This window comes from Nocardia noduli, from assembly GCF_019038455.1.
Classification (GTDB): Bacteria; Actinomycetota; Actinomycetes; order Mycobacteriales; family Mycobacteriaceae; genus Nocardia; species Nocardia noduli.
The window spans coordinates 48,174-64,931 of record NZ_JAFMPL010000036.1 but is presented as its reverse complement, the minus strand read 5'-3'; the positions used below and the strand labels follow the sequence as shown (position 1 = coordinate 64,931).

The following is a 16,758-nucleotide window of genomic DNA, read 5'->3' as shown; positions in this document are numbered from 1 at the left end:
GAGCCGGGGAGGGAGGCCTCACCGTCGGTGACGGCGATGATCGATACGGAGACGTCGGCGTCGGTGAGGTACGCGGCGAGCGCGCCGACGCCGAGGACTTCGTCGTCGGGATGCGGCGCGATGATCTGCAAAGGCGCCGTGGCGAATTCGGCGGGGTCGACAGTGGGCAGACGCCGGACCCACGGCTGCCACACGTGCAGCGGTGTGCCCGGATCGGAGATCTCGCATTCGGCGAAGCGTCGCCCGCTCATCGAGGACCGACCAGGGATCCGAGGTCGGCGAGATCGTATTCGGCGTGACTCTGCCGGAGATAGACGGTGAGGTCGGCGACCCGTCGCGCGTGGACGGGGTCCTGTCCCAGCGGTGCCGCGCCGAGCGCGCGTCCGACCCGGTCGATGGTCAGTGTCGCCGCGTCCTCGACGACCGCGCGCACCCGCCTGGCGCGAATCCTTGCCGCGCGCATGTCATCCGGGGCGGCATCGATCTCCGCGGCCGAACAGCTCAGTGCGCAGCGTGCCGCGTACAGGGCGGCGTCGACGGCACCGCGGTGCGCTTCGCGCAGGGGATCCTCGCCGGGTGCGTTCATGAGTTTGTCGGCGACCGCCTCGGCCGCGCCGAACCAGCAGGCGGCGACACCGATCGCGCCGTGCCAGAACCCGGGTCTGGCCACGTAGTCGCCGGGCGCGGCGACCGGCGTCGCGGCGACCCGGTCGAAGTCGACGGTGAACGTCGCCGAACCGCTCATGCCGACGCCGTGCCAGGTGCCGGGGACGACGGTGACACCGGGTTCGGACAGATCGACCGCGAACAGCGCCGCGCCCGCGTCCGTATCGGCGGTCACCAGCGCGTGTGTGCAGATCCCGGCCCCCGAGCACCACATCTTGCGCCCCGACAGCACGGCGATGTCGGCGTGTGGCTTCGCCCGCAGCACCGGGGTGGGCGGTTGAGCCGCCCACACGCCCCACAGCTGCCCCGGTCGCGGCGTGTCGGCATGCAGTTCGTGGGTGATCGCGCACGCGTCGGCATGTGCTTCGGCCAAGCGGCCGCTGACCACGTCGGCCCGGGCGAGGTCGATCAAGCCCTGCCACCGTGCTTCGGTACGTCCCGAACCGGGCAGCGGCAACCGCGACACCTCGTCGGCGGGAATATCGTGGTGCACAGGTGTTTCGGTCACCGTTTCTCCTCACGCGCAGTCGGGTGGCGCGCTCGTCAGGCCGCTCAGGTATCCGGCGAATCCGTCGCGAACGCGGTTGCCGAGACGATCCGAGGTCAGGACGGCGGGTTGCTCGGGTCGGGCGATCCGCGCGCCCGCCGCCTCCAGACGGGCGACGAGGTCGACATCTTCCCCGTCGCTCATCGGCCGGAACCCGCCGACGCGGTGGTACCAGTCGGCGCGGAATCCGAGATTCGCGCCGTGGACGTGTTCGTGACCGCCCGCGGTGCGGCGGTGGCGGTAGCGGCGCTCGTACTCCGCGCGCACGTGCTCGTCACGCTCACGCCACCGCACCGCGACGGTGCCGACCGTGACGTCGGCTCGGTCGGTATGCGACAACTGGGCGGTCAGCCAGTCCGAGGGAACCGCCGAGTCGGCGTCGGTGGTCGCGTACCAGAGCCGGTCGAGCCCGCCGTGGCCGAATGCGGAGGCCGCGAAGGCGAAACCCGCCGCACGCGCCGCACCCACATTGCGGGCATCGGTCCAGACACGCGACATCGTCGCCGGGACCAGTCGCGCGGAATCGTCCACGCACGAATCGAGCGCCACCACGACGTGCACCGGGACCGTGACGTCGCCCGCCGCGCGCCTCAACGAGCGCAGGCATCGCGACAGCAGCGATTCCTCGTTGTGGGCGGGGACCACCACCACGACGGCCGTCGGCGCGGACCTCCGCGCGGGCTCATCGTCGGTGTCGGAGACTTCGACCGGAGATGACATCACCTTCAACCCTTCGGGCACCGCCTTCGACCTGCTTCGAGGACAACGGGGATCTACCCCCGCCCGCCGGGGGCAAACAGTGCGCACACCGCGCCGCCCGTCTTGCCGCTATGCCTCGAACAGCAGGTAGAGCCCGGTGAAGGTGAAACCGACCATGAGCAGCATCAAGGTCAGCTGGCCGGTGAGGCGATGCGAGGGCGGCAGCAGGCGTAGGCAGCGGTCGTGGGCGGCGGCGACGCCGAGGATATGGCCGGTGAGCACCGCGAGCACCTTGATCGTGCCGAGTACGGCGGGATGTGTGGACAGCAGGTAGTCGACATCGCGATCGGCGAGTCCGGCGAGATTCCATCCGCGCTGGAACGGGTCGGCGAACAGGATGGCCGTGGCCTGCCCCTTCTCCACCAGGAAGGTGAGATAGTGCGCGACGAGGTATCCGGCGACGATCGGGGTGAGGCTGTGGGCGAGCCGGGCGGGTAGCCGCGCGCGCTCGGCGCGGGTGACCCCGCCGGTGGCCCGCGCCGCGAAATGGAAACCGGCGCCGACGATCACGATGAATCCGAGCAGTCCGAGCGTGCGCAGCACGGTCGAGGTGAATTCACCGCCGCCCGCGTCGTCCAGCAGCGCGCGCCAGGACGGGAAGGTCGAGAAGCTGTCGAAGGCGGTCGAACCGAGCAGTATCGCGGCGACGGCGACCGAACCGATTCGCGCGGGGGTGCCCGCCAGGTTGTCCAGCGGTGACCGCAGGACGAATTCGCCGTCGCGGCCACGGCCGATGGCGCTCGATCTGCCCAGCAGTGTGCTGTAGACCTCGAGCGGATCGCAGTAGCGTGACCACGCGCTGCCGCAGAGGAGCAACCCGGTCGTGGTCACCACGAGGTAGCCCACCAGCCAGGTCGTGACCGCGGCCACCGAGCCGGGGTCGGAGTAGGCCAGTTCGAGCCAGACGAAGGAGAACAGCCCCAGCGCGGCGGGCCACTGGCCCCAGCGTCGCGGACAGCGGAGCAGGCCGTGCCCGAGGGGGCGACCGGCCAGCCCGTAGACGAGCCGGTGCAACGCGCGCGGTGGGGACAGCGCCTTCCAGACCGGCCCGAGCAGCAGCGAGGCCACCATGACACCGACCCAGACGAAGATGTAGAGGACGCCGGGAACAGGGTTGTCGGCGGGATCGGAGGACCCGAAGAACGCGACCGCGAGCACCGCGATCGTTGCGGCCAGCCCGAGCGTGGAGATGGTCGCGCGGACGATCGGCGCGTCGACCACCCGCGTCAGCACCCTCGGCAGCGCGATCCCGGGGCTTCGCGGATCCAGTCGCGGTTCCCGCCAGGCGAAGAGCAGGATCGCGAACGAGAACGTCAACGCCCAGGCCGCGCCGACGAGCGCGTAGGACAGGGGTATCGGCAGATCGCTCGCCCCGCCGATACCGTGGGCCAGAACCGTCATCCGCGCACGAGCAGCGTCACCACCGTGCGGTGGGCGCGATGGAGTTCGAGTTCCACCCGTCCCGGGACGTCGACGGTGAAACGGAAACGCTGTCCGGTCGCGGCGACGATCGGGAAGGTGTGTTCCGGGGTTCCGTGCACGTGCAGTTCGTCGGTGGTGTCGCTGTCGACCACGATCTCCACCGGTTGCCCGACCTTCGCCTCACGCCGCTCGTCGACCGGACTCACCGAGCCCGCGGCGAGACGCACCTCGACGACGACCGAGGCCGGATCTTCCGGCACCGTCGCGGTCGTCGACTCGGTTCCCACGGGATCGGCGGCGGCGCAGCCGGCGGTCAACAGGCAGCCGAGCAGGACCGTCGCGGCTCGGCGTCGCAATGTCATCGGAGTTCCTCGTCACGGTCTTCGGAGTCGTCGTGGCGATCGTCGTCGTGGTCGCCGCGTCGGTCGCGCACGGCGATGAACACCACCACGCCGACCACGAGCAGGGCGGGCAGGAAGGCCGGGATGGCGAGCAGGACCGAATGATCGGCGAGTACGTCGATATGGTCCTCGCCCGCGATCATCCGGCGACCGGTTCCGGTGTCCTGACGCTGTGCGGATACCGCTCGTTGATCCGGGCGGCGCCCCACGACAGCGCCCACACCAGCAGCAGGCTGCACAGCAGCACCAGCAGGCCCGCCGCGGCGAACAGCCAGGACGGATGGTCGAACGAGCGTTCCCGTTGCAGCACGGTGATCTCGGAGACGAACGGACGGGTGAACGTAGTCGACGCCGGGACTTCCTGCGCCCCGATGCCGGGGTCGGCGGCCATGAAGATCGGCAGTGCCGCCTGGAGGCGACCGTCCTGCACGCGCAGCACGGTCTTCCACGAGCCGTGTACCGGAACAGGTTCGGTGGAGACGTAGTGCCCCTCGTCCACCCGGCGCAGGTGGTCGACGACCAGACCGCGACCCGGACTGTCGCCGCCGATCCCGCCCTGCCACGACAGGATCTGGATCCATTCGGGATCGGAGCCGACGAGGTCGCCGGGGGACAGCCTGACATCGGCGAGCACCATCCGTCCGCCCGCCGAAGGTGTTGTGTCGCTGAGCGTTACCGTGGCCTCCGCCTTGTCCGGCACCTCGACGAGCAGCCCGTTGGTGGTGGCCGCGGCCGTGATCAGGACCGCGGCGACGACCAGGGCGCGGCGCACCGGAGGCCGAGGCAGCGGCCGTCCGAGCAAGACGGTCGCCAGCAACGCGCCGATCACCCCGCCCGCGATGCCGACCGGCACCGCCATGGCGAGCAGTTCCGGCCACATCGCCGTGGGCCACGGATCGACGAACATCGCGTCTACCCACAGGGATTCGAGCCACAGCCCGATCGTCGCGATACCCAGTCCGCTCACCGCGCCCCACCACAGCGGGCGACGGAACAGCGGTGCGGCAAGCGCCAGCAGTTCCACCACGACGGCCGCGCCCACGTAGAGCGGGAACACGTTGCGAGGCGCGTCGATGATCGGTCCGCCGACGAGAACCGCGACCACGGTGCGGACCGCGACGGCGAAAGCGACGACGACCAGCGTGCTGAACGGGCCCAGAGTCATGCGCGCGGCGACCAAGGTGATCGACGCGGCGACGACGATCAGCATCGGCTGGAGTACGAGCCGGAACTGCTCGACCCCGAAATCGAATTCGACCTGGAAGACCGACAATCCGATCAGCAGACCGCCGAAGGCGAACCCGCGGATCAGCCACATCGACCGTCCGTCGGGCTGATCCGGTTCGGGCCGGTTGTTCCTGCCCTCGAACTCGAGCAGTAGAACGCCGACGAGGGACAGTCCCGCGCCGCCGATGAGCATGAGATGCGTTGGGCCCCACAGTGTGACGTCCTGGCCGAACATCCGGTGCCAGATATCGTCGAGCGGGAATCCGATCAGCGCGTAGAGCCCCGCGCCCGCCAGGAGAATCCCGCCGACCGGCGCGTACCAGGTGCGGGTGATGCGCACGGCGGCGGCGCCGGGTTTCTCGTCCAGCGGCAGCACGATCGCCGACATTCCCGCGGTGAAGAGGAAGAACAGCCCGACGAGAATGAAATAGTGCGCCGGATTGGCCAGCGGGCCCGCGTCACGGCCATTGCCGACATGCAGGCTCACATCCCAGATGAAGCCGAGCAGCGCGGTCAGGATCGTCGCCAGGAACATCGTCAGCGGCAACGCCACCCATCCGGGCCGGTTGAACTTTCGCCCGAGACCGTCCGCGAGTCGCCGCAACCACGTGATCCGCCGGGTACGGTGCAGATAGCCCACCCACAACAGTGCGATCGCGATCACGCCCGCGCCGCCGGTCATGGCGGCGACCTGATCCAAGGCGGCTCCGCCGCCCTCGCCACCCGACTGGGCCAGCCACATCCGGTGCACACCGTCGAGCACAGAAGACCTCCATCGCGAAGCGCCAGTATGTGTTACGCAAGGTATCATGAAAGACGCGTTTCGCGGCGCTACCCGCGTCGCGCCTTGGATGTAGCTGCGTTGACCCGCGCGCACGAGGCGGATACCCGCTATCGGTTCGATGAATCATCGGACGCGTCGTTGTCTCGAGACGAGAATTCTGGCCGCGCAACAAGTGAGTGGACCCTCGCGGGCGCGTGACGAATTCGTGTCCGCCGGGAAAACTTTCCGACTATGCTGGTTGAGCGCGAAAAGAGCGGGTAGAACGCCAGTCCAGCCGAAGTTTCATCGGTGAGTGATACGAGTAGCAGAGGCTCACCGTCCAGTATCAGCGAGGGACGCGAATATGCGCGAGACGACCGAGATCACCGCGAACGCAGGCCAGAAGAACGACCCGGTGGTAGTGTGGCCCGATCCCAGCCCTCTGAGTACCTGGTGGAAACGGGTCATGGGGCTCGAAACCGAGCGCTCGGACGATACGCGTCAGCACGAACTCGCGCCGGTCGAACACCGCCTCGCGGGCTGACTTCGGTTCCGAATCGCGAAACATCTTTCGCGGCGCGAACATCGACACCGAGCACTTCTGGATGTCCGGTGATCACACCGCCGTGGGAGAGCGATCCAACGACGTGCGCGTGTGCTGTCGGCTATCGGTGCGGACTGTCGGTCGATTGCCGACGTCGCTGTCCATTGTGGCGATGTGTTCTCTGGGAGTGCGGAGTTCGCGTTTCGGTGTGTTCGTGCACCGTGAGCAGCAGGTGATCGAAGCGCGCGCGTGTGTGGACCTCCGCGCCTCGGAAGTCGTGAAGTGCCGAGACGAGTCCTTCCGCGAGAGCGCGGAGTTTGGTATTGGTTTCCTGTGAACGCCAGATCAGCACATCGAAGGCTTGTTCGGCATTGATGCCATAGATCGCCATCAACGCGCCTTTGGCCTGTTCGATCACCTCCCGCGCGGCGACGAGGTCGGGCAGTATCTCGTCGATGGTTTCACGGCGTTGGTCGTGGACGTTGTCGGTGACATCGATGTAGAACCCCGCGGTTCCGACGACCTCGCCGGCGTCGTCGCGCAGTTGATCGCCCACGACCAGCACGTGCCGGGTGATCCCCGCGGTGTCGATGATGCGGTGTCGGCTGCTGAACGGAAGTCCGGTACGGACGACCGTGGCGAGGGTGTCGGCGACCTCGGCGCGGTCGTCCGGATGTTTGTGCGCCAGTAGCAGTTCGGTGGTCGGGCGCACTTGGCCCGGCCGGTAGCCGTGCAGAGCCGCCACCTGGTCGGACCATTCCCATCGTTGGTCGGCGAACCAGAAACGGTAGCTGCCGGTCAGGCGTCTGGATGGCGGTGCCGTCGGGTTGCGGCCCGCTGCTTCATCGGTGGTCACGGTCGGTCATTCCTGGAATGAGGGTTCGAATGTGCTGTGGTGAACCGGACGGCCTTCGGTGTCGTCGTCGGTGAGCGGCTTCTCGGTCATGGCGAGTTTCCTCGATGCTGCGGAGACGGAAACGGTCGAGATCAGTAGGCGAGCGCGTATCGGTCGTCATCGGTGTACGGGGCTGTGTAGCCGATGTCCGTCGAGACAGGATCATCGCCCTCGTGTGCACGTGCGGTGTCGACGGTGACTGTCGGCGTGGCGGCGCGCGGCGCGTCACCGCGAGTGGGCGTCGTCATGGGCACCTCCCTGATGCGTTCCCGGTGGGTATGGGGTGGGTCCGAAAATTCGGACCCACCCCGTGTCGGCGTGCCGACGAAGAGTTGCGTCAGTGTCAGACGGTGATGGCCTGACGGCTGTCGCTGTGTCCGATCTCGATCTTGCGGGGTTTGGCCTTCTCCGCGACCGGGATCACCAGTCGGAGTACTCCGTCGGTGTAGTCGGCGCGAATATTGTCGGTGTCCAGACCTTCGCCGAGGAACAGTTGACGGCTGAACACGCCGCGGGAGCGTTCCGCGGCGATCATCGAGCGGCTGCCGTCGAGGGCCGGGCGGGTCGCGCGCACGGTCACGACGTTGCGCTCGATGTCGAGGTCGAGGGATTCGGGATCTATACCGGGCAGATCCAGCTCGACGAGGAATTCGTCACCGTCGCGCCAAGCGTCCATCGGCATGACCGCGGGCCTGGCCGCGGTGCCGAACACCTGCTGTGTGAGTCGGTCCAGATCGCGGAAGGGATCGGTACGCATCAGCATGGTCGCCACCTCCAACACACTCCGTTCTCGGTAGTAGTACTTGCCAGATAACCTCTGCCATCCGGCATAGATTTGTTTTAGCACTGCCGGAAGGTGAGTGCAAGAGGCTACGATAGGAAACCTGATATGGCAGCGCAGGAGTGAGGGGCGCAATGACAAGCGAGCAGCAAGGGAGTCGGCTGCCCGATCCCGGGCATGCGGTGTACGCGATCTCGGTGGCCGCCGAACTGGCCGGGATCGGCGTGCAAACCTTGAGGCTGTACGAGCAGCACGGTCTCATCACGCCGCTGCGCAGCGGCGGAGGGACGCGGCGCTACAGCGGCGACGATCTCGCGCGCCTGCATCGGATCACGGCTCTGGTCTCCCAGGGAGTCAACCTCGCGGGCATCGGGCGCATCCTCGATCTCGAAGACGTCAATGCCGAACTCAGTGCCGACAACGATCGTCTCCGAGTCGATCAGGACGAGACCTGACCACGACACCCGGCTGGGTCCGGCGCAGCGGCTATGAATCCGTCCGGTGCTCGCTCCTGAATTGGCACACTGTGCAATTCTGTGAGCGTTTCCAGGCGGTTTCGCAACTTCTCGCGGAAATCGGCCTGCCCGTCGATATCGACGTATACGCTGCCTCCACGAGTACCGACGCGCGCTTCCCGTGATTACGGGGACTTGGACCCGACGCCGGTCTGTGCCGCGTGTACGAAAGTTCGGCCGTTCGTCCGCTTTGTTTGCAGTCAGAAATCTGTCTCGATCACAGGGAGATCTTCTATGGCCGCGTTGAAGCCGTTCTACGAGGATGTGCAGTCGCATTACGACCTGTCCGACGAGTTCTACCGACTGTTCCTCGACCCGTCGATGACCTACAGCTGCGCCTACTTCGAACCCCCTGATCTTCCCCTGGAACAGGCGCAGCTCGCGAAGATCGACCTCGCGCTCGGCAAGCTGGACCTGCAACCGGGTACGCTCCTGCTGGATATCGGATGCGGTTGGGGTGCAACGTTATTACGCGCCGCCGAATGCTACGGGGTGCGGGTGATCGGCCTGACGCTCAGTAGGAACCAGCGCGATCATGTCGCGGGTCAGATCGAGCGCCGAGGTCTCGAGAACGCAGAGGTGCGGCTCCAGGGGTGGGAGGAGTTCGACGACGATGTCGACGCGATCGTCAGCATCGGGGCCTTCGAGCATTTCCGGCACGAACGGTATGCCGATTTCTTCGAGAAGTGTCGTCGCATTCTGCCCGAGGAAGGCAGAATGCTGCTGCACACCATAATCGGACATTCGCTGAACGATATGCGGCGGATGAACATTCCGGTGACCCGCGAAGATGCCCTGTTTCATATCTTTGTGAAACGGGAGATATTCCCCGGTGGACAGTTGCCTCAGGCCGCCGAAGTCACGCGGCTGGCCGGGCGCGCGGGATTCGGCACCGAGCGGATCCAGCCGTTGCAGAGTCACTACGCGCGGACCCTGGATCTGTGGGCCGAGGCGCTCATGGCGCATCGGGACGAAGCGGTGCGCATGACTTCCGAGCAGGTGTACGACCGCTACATGAGGTACCTCACCGGCTGCGCGGCACGCTTCCGCAGCGGGCATCTCGACGTCATGCAGTTCACCCTGACGACCTGACGTTCGACGGCGTGACTTCGTCCTCCTCGAACGCTCCGGCCGGGCGATCCGCGGGCCGTGAGTCAAGCCATGCCCGCTGGCGGGGTAGCTACCGTGAATCCGCTGGTGACAGCACCGGTGGTCCGCCCCCGCCGCGGCGCCGACCGGTTCTTCGCAGCAGCCGTGGCAGTCGGCGATGAGGTGCGGGTTTGGTGTTGACGAGTGCGATGTCACCGCCGTAGAGGGCGAGCACCCTGTGGTCCATGACGGCACGCCAGAGCGGGGGAACGGCGGCGAGCAGGATCATGGAGGCGTAGCCGCCGGGGAGTTGTGGCGCCTGCTCGTAGCCACGCAGCGTCTGATAGCGGCGACCGGGGTTGATGTGGTGGTCGCTGTGTCGCTGGAGGTGGAACAGGAATACGTTCGTGACCAGGCGATCGCTGTTCCAGCTGTCGCGTGGTGAGCAGCGGGCGAACCGGCCGTCGGGTCGGCGTGGGCGCAGCAACCCGTAGTGCTCGATGTAGTTGACGGCTTCGACCAGCACGATCCCGATCAGCGCTTGCAGCAGGAGGAACGGGATGATCACGTAGCCGAAGGCCAGGATCATGGTCGCGAACAATGCGAAGGTCATCGACCAGGCCTGGAGGATGTGGTTGTCGGGGCTGAACCAGGGTTTGTCCTTGCGGGACAGGCGTTCGCGCTCCAGTGTCAGCGCCGAGCGCAAGCCTCCGAATATGGTGCGCGGCAAGAACTCCCACAGCGACTCGCCGAAGCGGCCGCTCGCCGGATCGGCGGGGGTCGCGACGCGGACGTGGTGTCCGCGGTTGTGTTCGACGAAGAAGTGGCCGTATCCGGATTGTGCCAAGGCCAGCTTCGCCATCCGGCGTTCGAGGTGTTCGGATCGGTGGCCGAGTTCGTGAGCGGCGTTGATACCGATACCCGAGACGACGCCCAGCGTCGCCGCCAACCCGATTTTGTCGAGCAGGTTCAGGCCGATGTCGGACCAGAGGTATCCCGCGACGATGAGACCGGTCAACTGGAGCGGCAGGAACAGATAGGTACACCACCTGTAGTACCGATCCTCGGACAGGGATTCATAGTCTTCGTCGCGCACGTTGCTGTGGTCCTCGCCTATCGCCAGATCCAGCAGCGGTATCAGCAGGAAGATGATGATCGGGCCGATCCACCAGAACAATTGCAAACCGGTGACGGTAACCAAAATAACTGGAAGCAGTGCGCAACCCGGAGCTATCGTGCCCATGATCCAGAGATAGCGCTTCGGGTCGCGAGAGTCCGAATCCTCGAAGACCATAACAGCCATCCATGTGAGTCGAATTACGTCCGTCGAAGTCTTTCCGCCGCCCGATCCGCTCACCGGCGACCTTCATGACGACCTGGTACTGGTGTCGTACCCGCTACGCGACCGGTCTTTTTCGTTGTCGACATTCGGCGGGTGGTTATTTCAGATGCCGAATGGACCGTCCTGCAACAATTTTAGTGTCCGCAAATGTACCCGGGTGCTCCGTAAACTGTCAATGAAGTATTCATTGAAGTAAACTGTTTCGAACCGCACCGGGCATGGTACGACCGCTCCGGGTCCGAGAAAAGCGGTGATGTCTCGATCGTAATGGGATCGATGATCGGGAACCGGTTTACCCGCGTCGAAACGGTGAAGCCCCAGGTTATGGGCGGGACAGCGTTCGAAGGAGAATTGTCATGCCGGATAGTGAAACGCAACGTACCCACGACCGGGGCGCGGCTCCCGAGGGTTATGTGAATTTCCCGGATCACGCGCGTACCTCGCGTAGCCACGCCGGTGAAGGCATCCAGGACGGTTACAACATTCCCGGGATCGTATTGTGGGCGATCGGGATCGTCGCTCTGGGGCTCACCCTGACCGCGGCAGCGTACGGCTTCAACGGGTGGGCGATCATCGCCGCGATCGTGTGCGCCGTCGGCATCCTGGGCGGTTCGGGCTGGCTGATCCTCGAGCACCGTCGGATCAAAGCCAAAGAGGGTCTCGCCCTGACCGATCAAGTAGGGCATTGACAGTGACGGTATGAACAAAAGTCATACGGTGTCGGTTCGAAGGCGCAGATCGTAGCGCCGTTCCGCGTAGGCCATATCGTCGCGCCACAGCCGAGTCGTCGCGTAGTTCATCAGGGGGCGCAGCAGCGGTAAGACCCTGCGCGCGTGCCGAAACCCCGGCCGGTCGGAGTCCGCGATCACCGCTTCGATCACCGCCGTACGTGCCCTGCCGTCGTGGCCGCGGCCGATCGGCGTGGCATGTGTTTCGACGACACTGCCCACACCTTCGCCGGAGAGAATGCGCATGACGATGGTGCGCGGGTCGGGGCAGCTGAACTCGGCTTCCACGGGCACCCCGTAGCGGCGCGTCACCCGGAAGGTCACCTCGACCACGAAGGGGTGGGTGTCGACGGTGATCCCCTTCCGTGGCGGAGTCCTGGTGACCCGTAGCCGGGCGAAGGAATAGGGGTGGAACCAGGCGCCGTGCCAGGGGTCGAGGCGGTTGGCGATGATGTCGCGCGGTTCGCACACGCCGACCACGCGCGTCACGGCGTGCACCGTCGTGTCCGATGGTCGAATGCCCAGAATCGGCGTTTCCGTCGGTGTTTCGCCGCCGAGCGCGTCCAACCGAACCCAGGCGAGGACGCCGTCGTCGAAGGCCGGGTACGGACACCAGCGGCTTGATTCGTCCGCACCGACGCGCATGCCGTGCCAGCGGCAGATCAACGCGGTGTCCTCGATCGCGGCGAGGGACAGCGGCGCGCCCAGATGCGGACACGCGCCCGGTCCGACACGGAGGGTACCCGCGGCGTCTCGCCACGCGACGATCTCGGTGCCGCCGACCTCCGTGCCGAAGGGACGGTCACCGCGGATCTCGGTGTCCGCGGCGAAGGCGAACCAGTTGCCGGAGGGGCGTTGCTGGGACCAGTGCAGCGCGGCCGCGATCAGAGCGGGGTCGGCGTCGCGATAGGTGGGCTCCTGCTTCGACCACCGCTCGGGGGAGAAACGCTGTAGTGGATTCGGACGTATCGGACGATCGCGACCGGGGCTCATCGGGGTCCACCCCCGCGGGTGGCCAATGTGCGCAACAGCGCCGAGCGACCGTCGGCGGGGACGGTCTGTACGGTGTGCTCGGCCGCGCCCCATTGCCGCAGCAGAGCATTGGCGGCGAGCCATCCGGTGGTGGCGGCGCGTTCCATGAGGGCGACGGGCAGGTCGACGCGAATGCCGTCGCCCGCCAGCATCAGCCGAGGATGCGGTGTCGCTATGCCGGGGCGTCGAGCGAAATCACCGGGGCCGAATCGTGGACAGTCCCGGCGCCATACCGAGCACTCTCCCACGATGTCGGCGTCGACGGTTTCGGGGTAGATCTCGTGCAAACGCGCCAAGAGACGGCCCCGCAGCGCGTCTCGTGCGCCGTCGGCCACGGCGTAGGCGTGCAACTCGACGACGCTTCCGCCATTGCGGCGCGCCCACGCGGCCGCCTGGTTCTCGTAGCGGTCGAGCACGCTGATGTTGTCGAGCGGTGCGAGGTCTCCGGTCGCCAGGAACGCGGGCCGGTCGGGGTGCACCGGCCGGTCGAGCCACAAACGCAGCACCGCGAAGGCGGGCGCGACTCCCGCTGCCGCGACACGCGAGCGCCAGTCGGCATCGCCGAGCGCCGGTGACGCGGAGACGATGTCACGTAGACCCGCGATGTCGGTGGCGATGACGACGGCGTCCGCGTCGAGAGCGGAGCCGTCGTCGACGCTCACCCGGAAGGTGTCGTCATCGCGGTTGTCGATACCCGTGACGCCGACGCCCGTACGGAATTCGACGCGCCCAGGCCGACCCGCCACGCCGGGGACGGTGAGATATTCCGCCAGCGGAATCCACAGACCGACATCGAAATTGTCCTGTGCCACATCGAATATCAGTCCCTCACTCGATCCGAGGAAGTAGATGTGGAACATCGTCGCGAGTTCGGCGGCCGACATCCGGTGTGGCTCGAGGAAGAAGCTGCGGGAGAAGACGTCGAAGGCGAGATGGCGCGCCGCGCGGGGGAAATTGATGTCGCGCAGGAATGTCTCGGCGTCGAGATGATCGAGTTGCTCGTAGATCCTGGGGACCGACACCGCGGCGAGAGGTGCGGCGGCACGCGCGTTCACGCGGATCAGATCACGCAACTGGAAGGTCGGGCTACGGAAGGCGAAGGCCAGCGCGTTCCACGGGGGTGTGCGAGGCAGATCGCGGAAGGTGTCGCGGCGCCCCTGCGAGTCGACGAGCGGATAGTCGCGCACGCGACGCAATCGGTTCAGTTCCGGATCGCTGCGCACCAACAACTTTCGGAGATTGTAGTACTGGGCGAAGAAGGCGTGGAAGCCGCGGTTCATCGCCACCTCGGTGCCGTCGGGCAGTCGCTCGGTCCAGCCGCCCACTCGTCCGCCGAGATATCGTTCGCGCTCGATCACCTCGACGTGGAAACCGCGTTCGGCGAGTCCGGTCGCGGCCGCCAGACCGGCGATCCCGGCTCCGATCACCACCGCGCGCGGCCGGACTCCGTCCACGGCCACGTCGGCGAGTCCGGGCGCACCCGGGTAGCGCACCCTCCGCTCGTCGGTGCCGTAGACGGTGGGTGCGGTCCTCACCGCATCGTCCCTGTTCCGGTCGACCGGGAATCCGCGTGAGATGTCGTGGAAGGACGGGGATCGCGCGCACCGTGGCGCGCCCACCATGCCCTCAGCAGCCCCTCGGCCCCGACTCTGACGCGCCGCCGGTTTCCGACGGTGGCGCGGCGTCCGAACACGTCGAAGTCGCGGTCCTCGATGCAGCCCAGGATGTCGGAGTACAGCAGCAGCGCCGTCGATACGCACGGCCGAGACCTCGGCGCGAGGCATCGGATGCCTTCGCGGGCGAATTCATATATGCGCCTTGTTGTCTCGTGCTGGGCGGCGAGCGCGCGACGAACCTTCGGGACTACTCTGCCGTTCGCTCGGCACCACCCGAGCAGTTCGCGATCCACACCGAAGGCGGCCAGTTCGTCGGCGGGCAGATAGACACGGTCGCGTGCCAGATCCTCGTCGATGTCGCGCAGGAAGTTCGTGAGCTGGAATGCTTTGCCCAGCGCCGCCGCGTACGGTGCCGCCTCGGACTCAGGGCAGGCCGTTCCCAGGATCGGCAGTAGTTGCAACCCGATCACCTCGGCCGATCCGTACACGTAGACATCGAGTGCGGCACGATCCGGATAGTCGGTGACCGAGAGGTCCATCCGCATCGAGGTCAGAAAGGCATCGAAGAGGTCGTCGCCGATGCGATAGCTCTCCGCGGTGTGCAGGACCGCCGCCAGCACCGGGTCGCCGTCCGCGTCGCCCTGTGCGAATTGTGCTGCGAGAGTGCCGAGCCGAGCGGCGCGATCGCCGGTGGTGAGCCGAGGATCGAATTCGTCGAGTATGTCGTCGGCACGGCGGGCGAAACCGTAGAGCGCGTGCACGGCGGGACGCTGATCCGGTGCGAGCAGCCGGGTCGCCAGGAAGAAGGTCTTGCCGTGGCGGGCATTGAGTTCGCGGCAGATTCGGTAGGAATCGCGGAGCGAGGGATCGGTGATCCCCGCCGCGTCGAGTTCGGTGCGCGTCATCTCGGCTCCGATCGGCTATAAGGGCGGATGGGTGAGTCAGGGACGGTGCGTACCGGGCCGGTGATACGGTCCGCTGCCAGGCGTCCGGAGATCAGTACCGGGGGGATTCCGACGCCGGGCACCGTGGAACCGCCGGCGAGTACGGCATTGTCGATGCCGCGAATCATGTTGGCGGGCCGGAACGGACCGGTCTGGGACAGCGTGTGCGCCAAGGCGAACGGACTGCCTGCCAGCATGTCCTGGGCGGCCCAATCGGCGGGGGTGACCACGCGCAGGATTTCGGGATCGGCGAGCGCGGCGGTTCCGAGGCGCTGCCCGACGGTGGCGAGAATCCGTTCGGCGTACTCGGCGGCGAAATTCGGCCAGTCGATCTCGCCTCGCTCGAGATTCGGGGCCGGGGCGAGTATGTAGAGGAGTTCGCGCCCCTCGGGGGCCAGCGTCGGATCGCTCGCGGTGGGGCGGGTGACGAGCAGCGAAGGATCGGACATGACCCGGCCGTCGCCGATGATCTCTCGGAAGGTCGATTCCCAGGCGGCGCCGAACAGCAGCGAGTGGTGGGGGAGGTCGAGCGAGCCGCGATCACACCCCACATGCAGCACCACCGCCGAGGGGGCGGCCCGAACCGGGATCGGGCGACGCGAACGATGGCCGAGCAGCGTGTGGGCGCGATGCCGCTCGGTGGTCAGCACCACGGCGTCGCAGTCGATTCGCTCGTCGTGATCGGTGTGCACGGCGCGGATACTCGATCCTTCGCGCACCAGGCCCGTCACGGTGGTGTCGTAGCGGAACCGCACCCCGGCGGCTTCGGCCGCGGCGGCGAGCGCGTCGGGTAACGCCCGCATCCCGCCACGCGGAAAGTACACACCCGCCATGGTGTCCATATAGGCGATGACCGCGTAGATCGCCAGCGCTTTGTCGGGGGCGACGCCGGCGTACAGCGATTGAAAGGTGAAGACGCGTCGTAGATCCGGTTCGGTGATGAACTCGGCGATGCGGCGATCCCAGCCGCGGAAGCCGCCCAGCGCTGTCAGTCGGGCGAGGTCGGGGGTCAGCATCGAGAGCGGTGAATCGAAATTGGCGGCGATGAAACGATCGAATTCGACGTGGTAGAGCCGGGTCAGCCAGTCGCGCAGCCGCCGATAGCCGTCCGCCTGGCCGGGACCGGCGAATTCGGCGACCGACCGCAGCATCGTGTCCCGGTCGCTGTGTACATCGAGGGTGCGCCCGTCGGCGTAGTGCGCGCGATAGGCGGGCGCGACCGGCATCAGTTCGAGGCGATCGGCGGTCCGTTCCCCGACCGCCAGGAAGACGTCATCGACCAGATCCGGCATGGTCAGCACGGTCGGGCCGGTATCGATCCGGTAGCCGTCCACGTCGAGGCGGCCCATGCGACCACCGGGCACCGAGGCTCGCTCCACCACCGTCACGGCCCGTCCGCGGCCTGCCAGGTGCATGGCGGCCGACAGTCCCGCCAACCCGGCGCCCACGACGACGACATGCTCCGCATTGCGTTCGACTACGCGCAC

19 protein-coding genes are annotated in these 16,758 nt (G+C 66.9%); 4 read left to right on the top strand and 15 right to left on the bottom strand.

The genetic code is table 11. From position 1 onward, the window contains the following. From JZ792_RS20530 to JZ792_RS20500, 7 genes are all read right to left on the bottom strand, one after another. Positions 1–251 (bottom strand): PIG-L deacetylase family protein (locus JZ792_RS20530; RefSeq protein WP_216912330.1); only part of this gene is annotated, 251 nt, incomplete at its 3' end. After that, positions 248–1,174, bottom strand: coding sequence for an acyl-CoA dehydrogenase family protein (locus JZ792_RS20525; protein WP_308165370.1), 927 nt, complete (start codon positions 1,172–1,174; stop codon positions 248–250). The genes JZ792_RS20530 and JZ792_RS20525, both read right to left, overlap by 4 nt. A 9-nt stretch (positions 1,175–1,183) precedes the next feature. After that, the gene (locus tag JZ792_RS20520; protein WP_216912329.1) at positions 1,184–1,933 is read right to left on the bottom strand and encodes a glycosyltransferase family 2 protein; all 750 of its coding nucleotides are present in this window, start codon (positions 1,931–1,933) and stop codon (positions 1,184–1,186) included. Positions 1,934–2,041: 108 nt separating this feature from the next. Next, complete coding sequence (locus JZ792_RS20515) at positions 2,042–3,373, bottom strand: hypothetical protein (protein WP_216912327.1); 1,332 nt, start codon at positions 3,371–3,373, stop codon at positions 2,042–2,044. Further along, the gene (locus JZ792_RS20510; protein ID WP_216912325.1) at positions 3,370–3,756 is read right to left on the bottom strand and encodes a hypothetical protein; all 387 of its coding nucleotides are present in this window, start codon (positions 3,754–3,756) and stop codon (positions 3,370–3,372) included. The genes JZ792_RS20515 and JZ792_RS20510 overlap by 4 nt, the downstream gene beginning before the upstream one ends. Then, positions 3,753–3,938 (bottom strand): hypothetical protein, encoded by a 186-nt coding sequence (locus JZ792_RS20505; RefSeq protein WP_216912323.1) that lies wholly within the window; start codon positions 3,936–3,938, stop codon positions 3,753–3,755. Before JZ792_RS20505 ends, JZ792_RS20510 begins: the two co-directional genes overlap by 4 nt. Beyond that, positions 3,935–5,764 (bottom strand): hypothetical protein, encoded by a 1,830-nt coding sequence (locus JZ792_RS20500; RefSeq protein ID WP_216912344.1) that lies wholly within the window; start codon positions 5,762–5,764, stop codon positions 3,935–3,937. Before JZ792_RS20500 ends, JZ792_RS20505 begins: the two co-directional genes overlap by 4 nt. A 385-nt stretch (positions 5,765–6,149) precedes the next feature. Between JZ792_RS20500 and JZ792_RS20495 the strand changes: the two genes are divergently transcribed. After that, complete coding sequence (locus tag JZ792_RS20495) at positions 6,150–6,329, top strand: hypothetical protein (protein ID WP_216912321.1); 180 nt, start codon at positions 6,150–6,152, stop codon at positions 6,327–6,329. A 121-nt stretch (positions 6,330–6,450) separates the two neighbouring features. On the opposite strand, the gene JZ792_RS20490 is transcribed toward JZ792_RS20495, so the two are convergent. The 3 genes from JZ792_RS20490 to JZ792_RS20480 all read right to left on the bottom strand — a co-directional run bounded on the left by JZ792_RS20490 (position 6,451) and on the right by JZ792_RS20480 (position 7,987). After that, positions 6,451–7,185: a PAS and ANTAR domain-containing protein gene (locus tag JZ792_RS20490; protein WP_216912319.1), complete on the bottom strand. Its 735-nt coding sequence runs from the start codon at positions 7,183–7,185 to the stop codon at positions 6,451–6,453. A gap of 131 nt (positions 7,186–7,316) precedes the next feature. Continuing rightward, positions 7,317–7,472, bottom strand: a complete 156-nt coding sequence (locus JZ792_RS20485) for a hypothetical protein (protein ID WP_216912317.1) — start codon at positions 7,470–7,472, stop codon at positions 7,317–7,319. A gap of 95 nt (positions 7,473–7,567) precedes the next feature. After that, entirely contained in the window at positions 7,568–7,987 is a 420-nt protein-coding gene (locus JZ792_RS20480; RefSeq protein ID WP_216912315.1) for an Hsp20/alpha crystallin family protein, read from the bottom strand. Positions 7,988–8,139: 152 nt separating this feature from the next. Between JZ792_RS20480 and JZ792_RS20475 the strand changes: the two genes are divergently transcribed. Next, complete coding sequence (locus JZ792_RS20475; protein ID WP_216912313.1) at positions 8,140–8,460, top strand: MerR family transcriptional regulator; 321 nt, start codon at positions 8,140–8,142, stop codon at positions 8,458–8,460. 294 nt (positions 8,461–8,754) lie between these two features. Further along, positions 8,755–9,612 (top strand): cyclopropane mycolic acid synthase family methyltransferase, encoded by an 858-nt coding sequence (locus JZ792_RS20470; protein WP_216912342.1) that lies wholly within the window; start codon positions 8,755–8,757, stop codon positions 9,610–9,612. 88 nt (positions 9,613–9,700) lie between these two features. Here the strand turns inward: JZ792_RS20470 and JZ792_RS20465 are convergent, their stop codons facing one another. After that, positions 9,701–10,912, bottom strand: coding sequence for an alkane 1-monooxygenase (locus JZ792_RS20465; RefSeq protein WP_216912312.1), 1,212 nt, complete (start codon positions 10,910–10,912; stop codon positions 9,701–9,703). A gap of 395 nt (positions 10,913–11,307) precedes the next feature. Between JZ792_RS20465 and JZ792_RS20460 the strand changes: the two genes are divergently transcribed. Next, positions 11,308–11,640, top strand: a complete 333-nt coding sequence (locus JZ792_RS20460) for a hypothetical protein (RefSeq protein WP_254190092.1) — start codon at positions 11,308–11,310, stop codon at positions 11,638–11,640. Between the two features lie 21 nt (positions 11,641–11,661). Here the strand turns inward: JZ792_RS20460 and JZ792_RS20455 are convergent, their stop codons facing one another. The 4 genes from JZ792_RS20455 to crtI are packed head-to-tail and all read right to left on the bottom strand — an operon-like array spanning position 11,662 to position 16,758. Further along, on the bottom strand, positions 11,662–12,672 hold the full coding sequence (locus JZ792_RS20455) for a Rieske (2Fe-2S) protein (RefSeq protein ID WP_216912311.1): 1,011 nt from the start codon (positions 12,670–12,672) through the stop codon (positions 11,662–11,664). Further along, positions 12,669–14,246: an FAD-dependent oxidoreductase gene (locus JZ792_RS20450; RefSeq protein ID WP_438804353.1), complete on the bottom strand. Its 1,578-nt coding sequence runs from the start codon at positions 14,244–14,246 to the stop codon at positions 12,669–12,671. The genes JZ792_RS20455 and JZ792_RS20450 overlap by 4 nt, the downstream gene beginning before the upstream one ends. Further along, positions 14,243–15,232, bottom strand: coding sequence for a phytoene/squalene synthase family protein (locus JZ792_RS20445; protein WP_216912309.1), 990 nt, complete (start codon positions 15,230–15,232; stop codon positions 14,243–14,245). Before JZ792_RS20445 ends, JZ792_RS20450 begins: the two co-directional genes overlap by 4 nt. Next, positions 15,229–16,758, bottom strand: a complete 1,530-nt coding sequence (gene crtI, locus JZ792_RS20440) for a phytoene desaturase family protein (RefSeq protein ID WP_308165369.1) — start codon at positions 16,756–16,758, stop codon at positions 15,229–15,231. The genes JZ792_RS20445 and crtI overlap by 4 nt, the downstream gene beginning before the upstream one ends.